The sequence below is a fragment of the Raoultella sp. T31 genome (genome assembly GCF_002806725.1).
Taxonomy (GTDB): Bacteria; Pseudomonadota; Gammaproteobacteria; order Enterobacterales; family Enterobacteriaceae; genus Klebsiella; species Klebsiella electrica.
In genome coordinates this window covers 63,608-72,039 of the sequence record NZ_PIBO01000026.1, presented here as the reverse complement: position 1 = coordinate 72,039, position 8,432 = coordinate 63,608, and the positions used below count along the sequence as shown (strand labels likewise).

The window sequence follows — 8,432 nt, the reverse complement described above, 5'->3', positions numbered from 1 at the left end:
GCCTGAGCGACCACCTTTAATCGGATGGCAATTACACAGAATTATTTACAGGGTCGGCCGTAAAGCACCATCGCCGCCCCTCCGATTATCATCCAGGAGAGAGCGTGTTGATTGAGAAACTGCGCCGTATTTTCCAGCGTGTTGATTAGCCCGTATGCATTGGGTGGTATGCTCATTTTCGGCTCTTCAGTATGTTAATAAAGGCGTCTCTCGTGCTCCAGAGCTAGCGTCTGAAAAGATTATATGACCACTTTATGACCGTTTGAGAAGCAATGAGTCGGGCATCAATACGCCCCCTAAACCCTAAGTTCATCATAAGAAACCATAATATGCTCACGAAATGCCGGTCGCTGTCGCAAACTTTCATAGTACTTCCTGAGCTGAGGAAGCGTTGTACGGGAAATATTTATGTCGAAGTAGCGAAAAAGCACATGCCCAAATTGTATATCTGCGAGCGTAAAATCTTTACCGGCAAGGTATGGATGTTGCGTTAGCTGCGTTTCGGCAATCATCAGGCGCTTTTCAAAAGATTCTACAGCCTTTTTGATGGTTGAAGGATCTCGCAAATGCGCAGGCGTGCGCACTACTCGCCAGAAAATGGGTTCATTAAAGTTCATTGCAACACTGATTTTTGCCCATTCAGTCCAGCGATCAACATGCGTTCTTTCCAGTAAATCTTTTGGCCAGAAGGTATCGCGCCCGTAACGACAGGCCAGATATCGCAGGATTGCGCCTGTCTCCCAGAAAGACGGCCCCCCGTTATCTCTGATAACGGGTATGGTTCGGTTAGGATTTAACCGGTAAAACTCATCAGAATCTGTTCCTCCATACTTATGCCCTACGTCATATCGTTGATAAGGTAATTCCAGTTCACCGATACACCACATTAAAGCCTGAACGTTCGACGATGTTTTCCTTCCCCATACTTCCAGCATCTGAAAAACCTCTTTGGAATAAACCCGGTTAATTGTTAACTCACTCAGATGGAAAAGAACGCATATACATGACTTGATATGTGTTCTTCGTTTCAAGGCAACATCCCCCTGATCTGTTCCCCATTGATTAATACAACATGATGTTAGTCATGCCTTAGACGCTTTTGTTCCTTGTTCATATCAGCGCCACTTTTCCCGAACTTCTACGATCTGCGCTAAAGGATAGCCTTGCGTCATAAGGCTAATCTTGTCAATGATGTTAATGTCAGGATTTAATGAGGAAGAACGCAATGCTCCTGGAAAAGCTCAAAGCGCTTGAATGTACCCTTCATCACTCAAGGCGGAATGACAGGGAATGGCTTGAGCGACTCCTTCATCTCGAGTTTCGGGAAATCACCCGTTCAGGCGTGATAGTTGACCGTGCAGAGACGATAGCATCTCTGTTAAGTGAGAAAACCCCATCGCCCATTCTCAGCAGCGATTTCCGCCTTACCAGGATGGGAGAAGATTGCGCCATACTTTATTACAGAACCTTTTATAAAGACGGCAGCTGCGAATCACTTCGTTCCTCGTGCTGGCTTCGCACTGAGGAGGAACGGTGGACTCTGGTTTTCCATCAGGGTACGCCAGCAGCAGGAGCGGCTTAGGTTCGTCGTCGGGATTTTTTTCGGTAAGACAAGGAAATTGAGGGCGTATTTATGCGGAAAATCGCTGTAGTGCCATACGATGAAAAATGGCCTCAACTGTTTGAAGCTGAAAGTTTATTGATTAAGACAGTGCTCGGCGGGGTGGCTGAAAATGTCCATCACATTGGTAGTACGTCAGTTCCAGGTCTTTCAGCAAAGCCAGTCATTGACATATTGCTTGAAGTTTCCGATATCAGCGCGCTGGATAACTCGGCCATGACCCGTGTCGGATATATTGCGCGTGGTGAGAACGGGATTACAGGTCGTCAATACTTCATTAAAGGCGGCGATCGGCGTAGCCATCAAGTGCATGCGTTTGCGGTTGGAGATATACAGGTTTTAAGGCATCTTGCTTTTCGCGATTATCTTATAAAAAACAAAGATATTGCAGAAGAATACGCGGATATTAAACGTGAGGCGGCAGTGATCTGTCAGAACGATGCTCATCGCTACAGCGCACTCAAAGAAAAGTTTATCGAGCATCATCTGCAACTGGCGCTGAATGACCTGGAACGATAAAGAAAGATTACGTTTGTTACAGGGTAGGCATGTTCAATGTACTGGAAACACTCATCTGACCTGAGTGAAACGTCTGCTCCTCGCTCATTGCTGCCCTCTGGTGCTGCCGTTCAGTTCGTAGCTTTCACCGTTTGACGCGCCACAGAGTCCCGGCACCGGTGGAGGAGATATCTGGACGCTCGCGATTCCTGGCGGAGGGAAGGGGAGAGTGATCATTAATGCCATTACTGATCGATGGCAGAAGCGTGGCGTACTCGATATCTGCTTCCACTCTTCACCGCCATTGAGATGTCCCAAATAACTACCATAATCGTCATTTAAGACACTTCTTTCTCACTTATGATTCTCGCATCGAATCAATGGCGACCGAAAGGAGTCTGCAATGAGTCTCGCAACACAATCAGCCAAAGGCACCGCAGTGATAACGGGTGCATCCACCGGTATCGGTGCGATTTACGCCAGCCGACTGGCGCGCATTGGATATGACCTGATTATTATTGCCCGCAATCATTGCCGACCATTTCCAGATGCTGGCGCTGTCTACGCTGACGGTATTTGAGTTTGCCAACCTGGTGGCCGATCGCCCGTTTTACCAGTCCGTGGTCTATTCCGAACATGGCGGAACCGTACGCTCTTCTTCAGGTATTGGCGTGGACTCCGTAAAATTGAGCGAGGAAGCGCAGGTGGATACCTGGCTGGTGGCAGGCGTATTATCACCAATGGACGACCCTGCCAGTCCTGGCGTGATTCACTTTCTGCAAACCACCGCCCGCCAGGCGCGGCGGATTGCCGGGGTCTGCACCGGGGCATTTGTGCTGGCCCAGGCCGGGCTACTGGAGCAAAAAAGCGCCACTACGCACTGGGCGCATGCACACAGTCTGGCCTCGCAGCATCCCACGATTCAGCTTGAAGATGATCGTATTTTTATTATCGATGGCACCATCTGGACGTCGGCAGGCATGACCACCGGGCTGGATATGGCACTCGGGATGGTGGAGAAAGATCTCGGCGCAGACATTGCCCGTATTGTGGCGCATCGTCTGGTGATGAATCAGCGCCGTTCTGGTGGTCAGACCCAGCATTCAGAAATGCTTTCTCTGGCGCCTCGCTCAGATCGTCTGCAAATCGCGCTGGAATATGCGCGTAATAATCTGCACAAAACGTTGACGGTGGAAATACTAGCCGATGCGGTTCATGTGAGCGCCCGCCAGCTTAGCCGTCTTTTTCGCCAGGAAACGGGCAAGTCGCCGGCAAAAGCAATTGAAGGGCTTCGGCTTGAAGCCGCACGTTTAATGATAGAGCAAAGCCGACTGTCGCTGGATGCTATTGCCCGCGAGTCCGGTTTTCGCGACAGACGGCATATGCGCGAGGTGTTTATTCGAGGGTATGGCATTCCGCCTCAGTCGCTTCGCGCGGGGCGATAATTTTCAATGGGCTGATGTAAGTGTTCATCGGGGGTATTTTTCTTTTCCGCGTGTGCAGGTTAACGGCATGGTTCGTCACTGAAAGGAAGTGGCAGCCTGCACAATATATTACGCCCGGTCACCGTTAACCCGCGGTAAGGTTGCCGTGAAGAAGGTATTTTCCCCATTTATACGATACTGAGCAGGCGGCATACTAAATTGCGACGGTTTATATAGACACTCTGGTGGGGGCAATCCACAGTCCAATGAATGTCTGTTCCTCGCTCAAAGCTGTTTAGGCGGCCCCAAAGTGGGTTATTCGATGCGCGTAACATCGAGGTGACGTGTGCTGGCCGCCTCATGGAAAATATCGCCCAGCCATCCCGCGATCTCGGCTTCTGTCAGCTCATCTGGAATGATGATATCGTACAGACGGGAGAACTTTCTTTCCGTCATATCGGCACGAAATACCTGCCAGTGATTCTCAACTCTTTTGACGCCAACATGCCGTCCGAATACGTTGTGAATCAGCAATTTTTATCCTCCAGCTCACCCATGTTTTAACCTCGATCTTAGCAGAGCATGTTATGTCTCATTTGTCTAACGACAACAGTGACTTCTTAATTTCGTTATCGCCGATGTGAATGCTAAAATTCCTGAAAGTTTCACTATTGCCAAAGAATCCATTTATGAAGAACGCTGATTTTAAACGCCCGCAACTGACGCTGCCGAACGGCGCAGACAAGCTACTGCTGCACTCGTGCTGTGCGCCCTGTTCGGGGGAAGTCATGGAGGCGATTCAGGCCTCGGGCATTGATTACACGATTTTCTTTTATAACCCCAATATTCATCCGCAAAAGGAGTACCTCATCCGCAAGGAAGAGAATATCCGTTTTGCCGAAAAAAACGGTGTTCCTTTTGTCGATGCGGATTATGACACCGACAACTGGTTCGAACGTGCGAAAGGGATGGAGTGGGAGCCTGAGCGCGGTGTTCGGTGCACTATGTGCTTTGATATGCGCTTCGAACGTACAGCGCTGTATGCCGCGGAACATGGGTTCAGCGTGATCAGCAGTTCACTCGGAATTTCCCGCTGGAAGAATATGCAGCAGATTAACGATTGTGGACAACGCGCTGCCGCCCATTATCCGGGAATGGTGTACTGGGATTACAACTGGCGTAAGCAGGGCGGCTCATCGCGCATGATTGAGATCAGCAAGCGCGAGCAGTTTTACCAGCAGGAGTATTGTGGTTGCGTCTATTCATTGCGTGATACCAATATGCACCGTAAATCGCAGGGCAGGCCGCTCATCAAACTCGGTAAACTTTACTACGGTAAGGAAGGCGGAGAACAGTAATACCAGAAGCCCACATTCACATGTGGGCTTCTGTAAGCATTGGCTCATCCACGGCGTTTATCCCACCTATTTCATTTATTCGTGTAACGTAACGACAGTGCAGTTTAGACTGGTACTGTTTTCCGGGGGAAGGTCACAGGGTAAGTGGAGCTAATGGGTGATAAATACAAAAAAGCCGGCATGAAAACTCAGATCCGGGTAAATATAAAAAAAACACACAAAAAGAGACAGGCCAGCTTTGTTCTGAAATTTGCTTACGTTAATGTTCTTCATCTCACTTGGCGGATTAAGAATCTTAAGTCATTAATACAGGGGGGCTGTCAGAGTTAGCGTTTTTACCTGCCAGTACGCAACTGCAAGGCGGTATATCTCCAGGCTAATTAAGGATACCTTCTGATGTTCAATCGTTTTATAACCCATTCGGCATCTTTCTTTTTGTCATTGACAGTCTTCATTATAAGTTTACCGGGGCACGCAGAATCTTTAACTGACACGGCCGAATACCAACAGATAAGCGAGCTGATCAGGGAACCACTGACGCTGTCTGTCACTTTAAATAATGGCCAGCCTGCGATACTTGATGCTTTCGTCACACGGCCGGTTAGCAAGAAGCCTTTGCCGGTCGTGTTAATCACCAATGGAACTACCGGTACGGCCGAGTTTGACCGCTGGACGCTTAACCCAAACAGATATTCTTCAACAGCAATCGCGTTTGCACGCCACGGGTATGCTGCGGTGGTTGTCCTGCGAGAGGGATATGGTCAGTCCAGTGGTGCTGCAGAATATACAGGACACTCATGCATCCAGCCCTTTCATCTTCAGGCCGGAGAACAGGACGTCCAAAATATGGTTGCGGCGCTTGAGGCTGTGCGCCGGAACTCATGGGCTTCCGCTGATAACGCGATGCTGGTTGGTATGTCCGCCGGTGGATTTGCTGCTATCGCAACAGGCGCAACGAATCCGCCAGGCGTCAAGGCGGTTATCAATTTCGATGGCGGCAGAGGGGCTATCGACGGAAAATCCCTCTGTGATAAGACAGGGCTAATGAAAACGTATGAACAATACGGAAAAACAGCAAAGCTTCCTTCGCTGTGGCTTTATGCAAAAAATGATAAGTCGTTTCCCCCGGATATGGGCAGAGAAATGTTTAATGCGTATCAGCAGAGTAAAAACCCCGCTCAGTTCATCGTCATGCCTTCTTACGGGAAGGATGGCCATGTCTTTATGGATTCAGCGCCTGAGAGTTTCTGGTGGAATACCGTTGCCGCTTTTCTTGAGCAGAATCATCAGCCTTTCCAGGAGATAATCAAGCTTCCCGTCGTAAATCTCATTGAACCGCCAGCCCTGAATGTTGCCGGAAAAAAAGCTTTTTCCGAGTATGAATCAACGCAGCGATATGAAAAAGCATTTGCTACCGATCCGGACGGAGACTGGGGCGCTGCATACTGGGCCAGAAACAGTCAGGAAGCTGCTGCAACGGCGCTTAGTATCTGTACAAAGGAACAACGGAGAGGGGCACCTAAATGCGCTGTCTATGCTATCAACAATAATTACGCCTCAGAGAAAACACGCTGAAATAAGCTGATATAACCGCAGCCCTGGTGCTTGTACGAGATTAGGTTTCTTCTTTTCTCACCGCGGATATCCTTTCTTCTGGCGCGTAAGGAGCGGATGCTGCTGAAACTGTGTTACGGTGACAATTGGGAACGATTCATAAGGTGTGTGATTCGAAACTGACTGACGTTTAGTATTGTGGAGAACATAAATGACAAATGATTTGATTGCGCTTTCTGCTATTGGCGTTGCTATTCTTTTTGGTGCGATGAGCCCGGGAGTCAGCTTCCTTCTCGTTGCTCGCACGGCCATGTCCAGTTCAAGACGGGCGGCATTATCTGTGGCGGTAGGTATGGGTTTTGGTGCACTTATCTTTGCTGTCATTGCGTTAGCGGGGCTTCACACCCTGCTGACATTGGTTCCATCACTTTACACTGGCCTGAAGATTGCCGGTGGTTGTTATCTATTATGGCTTGCGTTAAAGATTTTTCGGCGCCCTTCAAACAGGTTTATCGACTTGGCCGTTACTGAGGAAGTCAGCGCCTCAAAAGCTTTTCTAACTGGTGTGTTCACACAAATCAGTAATCCCCATACCGCCCTGATATTTGCCAGTATTTTTTCCGCAGCGCTTAGCAAAAACATTCAGCCTGTTATGTACATCATCCTGCCCATAATGGCATTCGTTATTGATGTGCTCTGGTATGCCATCGTTGCATACTTATTATCCACTGATGGGCCACGTCAGGCTTACATTAAATACCGTAAGCTCATAGATAGATTAAGCGGGGGAGTCATGGCCTTTCTGGGAATACGGCTTCTGTTAAAGTAATTTAAACGATTACAAACTAAGTCTATGGATCAGAAACATTAAGGTCTGCTCCTGCTGTGAGTTCACAACGCTATCCTCAATCAAGGGGGGACGTTGCTATGAAACGAAGAACTCACAGCCAAAAGCGGACATATGTGCAGGGTTATGCTTTTTTACTACTTATAGTCCCTGATTGAACAAAGTTGCTGGCAGTTTTTGAGGCAGCAGGCAGAAAGAACCTGAACGTGAGACTAAAGTGCTTTTATCTACTCCTTTTAAAATCGCACCCAGTACGGTTATGGTAGGAATTCATCGTTAACTGGAAACAGGTGTCGCACATGTCGGCTTTACAATCGAATAAAGACTGGGTCAGAGTTGCACACACGCCGGGAAAAATTGAACGCCTGGAGGCCTACTTCAGTGGGTATGGTTATGAACCCCATCGCCATGATACTTATGCGATCGGCAGGACACTGTCAGGAGTGCAAAGCTTTCGTTATCGAGACAGTAAACAACACAGCTTACCAGGCGGGACAATAGTCCTGCATCCGGATGAAATTCATGATGGAGAGGCAGGAACGACAGAAGGGTTTCAGTACCGGATGCTATATATCGAACCTGCGTTAATTCAGAAAATTTTGGGCGGAAAACCATTACCCTTTATTCCAGGTGGCATATCAGCGGATCCTCGGCTTTTTGCCGCCACCGGACCGCTGTTAAAAGCGTCAGAAGATTCTATTGATGTCCTTGAAGAGGAGGACGCACTTTATGATCTTGCCCAGACTTTGGCCGTCGTAGGAGGGCAACGCTTTCGTCGCTGCCTTGTGGATTATCAGTCTGCAGAGCGCGCGCGAGAATATATACAATCTGAATTCAGCCAGAACATTACGCTGGAAACCTTATCCACCGTCTGTGGTAAAGATCGCTGGAGCCTGAGCCGGGATTTTCGGGCACTTTTTGGCACGAGTCCTTATCGCTATGTAACAATGCGCCGTCTCGCATACTGCAGACATCTGATTCAGACAGGTCTGTCACTTGCAGAATCTGCTTTAGAGGCAGGGTTCTCAGATCAAAGTCATATGACACGGCAGTTTATAAAGGCATACGGTATTTCTCCGGGCCGTTGGCAAACCTTCATTCACCTCCACAGGGCCTGAGTTGCACGATCG

At 48.6% G+C, this 8,432-nt stretch carries 9 protein-coding genes and 1 pseudogene; 8 read left to right on the top strand and 2 right to left on the bottom strand.

The genetic code is table 11. The features are described from left to right. Positions 1-296: 296 nt before the first annotated feature. Positions 297-935, bottom strand: coding sequence for a glutathione S-transferase family protein (locus tag CWM52_RS17245; protein WP_100685209.1), 639 nt, complete (start codon positions 933-935; stop codon positions 297-299). 275 nt (positions 936-1,210) lie between these two features. Here CWM52_RS17245 and CWM52_RS17240 point away from each other — a divergent pair, with 275 nt between their 5' ends. The 4 genes and pseudogenes from CWM52_RS17240 to CWM52_RS17225 all read left to right on the top strand — a co-directional run bounded on the left by CWM52_RS17240 (position 1,211) and on the right by CWM52_RS17225 (position 3,564). Then, complete coding sequence (locus tag CWM52_RS17240; protein WP_308446955.1) at positions 1,211-1,582, top strand: DUF4440 domain-containing protein; 372 nt, start codon at positions 1,211-1,213, stop codon at positions 1,580-1,582. A gap of 51 nt (positions 1,583-1,633) precedes the next feature. Then, positions 1,634-2,140: a GrpB family protein gene (locus CWM52_RS17235; protein ID WP_100685208.1), complete on the top strand. Its 507-nt coding sequence runs from the start codon at positions 1,634-1,636 to the stop codon at positions 2,138-2,140. Positions 2,141-2,522: 382 nt separating this feature from the next. Next, positions 2,523-2,690, top strand: a pseudogene (locus CWM52_RS17230) (SDR family oxidoreductase); the annotation flags it as partial. Next, positions 2,668-3,564 (top strand): GlxA family transcriptional regulator, encoded by an 897-nt coding sequence (locus CWM52_RS17225; RefSeq protein ID WP_100685207.1) that lies wholly within the window; start codon positions 2,668-2,670, stop codon positions 3,562-3,564. The pseudogene CWM52_RS17230 and the gene CWM52_RS17225, both read left to right, overlap by 23 nt. Positions 3,565-3,858: 294 nt before the next feature. Here CWM52_RS17225 and CWM52_RS17220 read toward each other — a convergent pair whose 3' ends face one another. Continuing rightward, positions 3,859-4,077 (bottom strand): hypothetical protein, encoded by a 219-nt coding sequence (locus tag CWM52_RS17220; protein WP_100685206.1) that lies wholly within the window; start codon positions 4,075-4,077, stop codon positions 3,859-3,861. A gap of 155 nt (positions 4,078-4,232) precedes the next feature. Here CWM52_RS17220 and CWM52_RS17215 point away from each other — a divergent pair, with 155 nt between their 5' ends. The 4 genes from CWM52_RS17215 to CWM52_RS17200 all read left to right on the top strand — a co-directional run bounded on the left by CWM52_RS17215 (position 4,233) and on the right by CWM52_RS17200 (position 8,420). Beyond that, entirely contained in the window at positions 4,233-4,901 is a 669-nt protein-coding gene (locus CWM52_RS17215; RefSeq protein ID WP_100685205.1) for an epoxyqueuosine reductase QueH, read from the top strand. Between the two features lie 396 nt (positions 4,902-5,297). Further along, a complete protein-coding gene (locus tag CWM52_RS17210) occupies positions 5,298-6,476 on the top strand; it encodes a CocE/NonD family hydrolase (protein ID WP_100685204.1) in 1,179 nt (392 codons plus the stop codon). Between the two features lie 190 nt (positions 6,477-6,666). Further along, complete coding sequence (locus CWM52_RS17205; RefSeq protein WP_100685203.1) at positions 6,667-7,284, top strand: LysE family translocator; 618 nt, start codon at positions 6,667-6,669, stop codon at positions 7,282-7,284. A 317-nt stretch (positions 7,285-7,601) separates the two neighbouring features. After that, positions 7,602-8,420 (top strand): AraC family transcriptional regulator, encoded by an 819-nt coding sequence (locus tag CWM52_RS17200; protein WP_100685202.1) that lies wholly within the window; start codon positions 7,602-7,604, stop codon positions 8,418-8,420. The last annotated feature ends 12 nt before the right edge of the window (positions 8,421-8,432 follow it).